General features: G+C 33.8%; 1 protein-coding gene and 1 pseudogene. Both read left to right on the forward strand.

Going from position 1 to position 1,493, the window contains the following annotated elements:
* Window positions 1-176: 176 nt before the first annotated feature.
* Entirely contained in the window at window positions 177-1,085 is a 909-nt protein-coding gene (locus AVJ19_RS21080) for a hypothetical protein (RefSeq protein WP_265736101.1), read from the forward strand.
* 104 nt (window positions 1,086-1,189) lie between these two features.
* A pseudogene (locus tag AVJ19_RS21085) lies at window positions 1,190-1,493 on the forward strand (hypothetical protein); the annotation flags it as partial.

Raw genomic sequence — 1,493 nt, forward strand, 5'->3', positions numbered from 1 at the left:
AATTATTTTATAATCATCGAAGAATTCAAAAGGGTTTGGGTTTTAAGACACCAAATCAAATGGCCGAAGACTTTTATAAGTTGGCTGCCTAGAATCTCCCAAGGGAAAGTCTCCTGATAATTCAGCGTATATCATATCACCCTGACCGCTACAAAGCGGATAATGCCAATGAACTCATGGTAAAGATTAGAGAGGCTTATGAAATCTTATCTGACCCGATTAAAAGAGCAAATTATGATAATTTTCTTGCGGAACAACGTAAGAGAAAAGAGCAACAAGATAATTCTATAAGACAAAAAGAAAAAGAGGAATTTGCTCACAACAATAGAACACACCCTCAAAGTACGTCTAGGCCTTCAAGTCATAAAGCTTCAAATACGAACAATGAGTCGCAAACCCAACCAAATAAAAAAAATAATGTCATGACATGGACTTGCTCAGCGATATTATTGTGTGCAATTACTATAGTTTTAATGAATTTGATTTCTAAAGGTAATTCTAGCGAGGAAGACTATTTAGCAGAAACAGGATATGAGACATCATCTAATGATGAAGCTTTAATTGCAGAAGATCAAATTGAAGAAAAAAACGCTGATGAAAAGGTAATAATCAAACCTGAACAAGTTGCAGTCGAAAATATTGCCACTTCTAACAATGTACAAGAGCAGACAGCAGCAATAAACAACCCTATAACTCAAGTGCCAACCTCATCTATACCTGAGTTCAATATAAATAATGATCCATCCGAAATCCGAGATGTTGTTGAATTGACTTTAGATACATTCTTTAAAAGTGGTTTGCTTGGTCTACAAGGTTTTGTAAAAGCTTGTTATACAGAGGGAATGAAAATGAATTTATGTATGTATGCAGAGATTGCAAGTAGATATTTACACGATAATGCAGTCATAGAAGGACATCCTGAGCTATATTTTTTCACCGAAAAACCTGTCGATGATCGATTCGCAAAAAACTTATACTACCCTTACAGTTTTTCAAATAAAGAATATCAGGAATATCTCACTAAAACGACACAAGAAGTAATTCAAATCATGAATACAGCATTAGCAGATAGAGGTTATTCGTGATTTTAACTTTGATGTTGTTTATATTATCTTGAGTAAAATAAAAAATTAAATACGGCCTTGCATAATAATTTGTAAGGCTTTATACACTATGGAAAATTAAATAAATGAAACTATATTCTGAAAGACATCTAGGTTCAAAGCCACGTACAGAAGAAGATATCAGCCACAAACTTTGGAATTCGCCTTGCATTAATTGAAAGCTTCGAACAAAAAAACTTCTTTGCCGAAGCCTATCCAGAGGGTTGTTGTGATAATGCATCTATTGTTTGTGGAACGGATACCGATAAATTAAATACTGATATTGAACTTCGAACTAATCTAAACTGGCCGTTAAAGACTACAAAAGATAGTGCACATTACTGGCAAGATAAAAAAGAGCCTTACATTCCGACAAAGTATGAAATTTTT

This window comes from Acinetobacter sp. CFCC 10889 (assembly GCF_003268395.1).
In the GTDB taxonomy this organism is placed as follows: domain Bacteria; phylum Pseudomonadota; class Gammaproteobacteria; order Pseudomonadales; family Moraxellaceae; genus Acinetobacter.

Bases quoted from the DNA above. Each gene is read 5' to 3' on its own strand.
- AVJ19_RS21080 (WP_265736101.1), top strand. From the start codon at position 177: ATGGTAAAGATTAGAGAGGCTTATGAAATCTTATCTGACCCGATTAAA.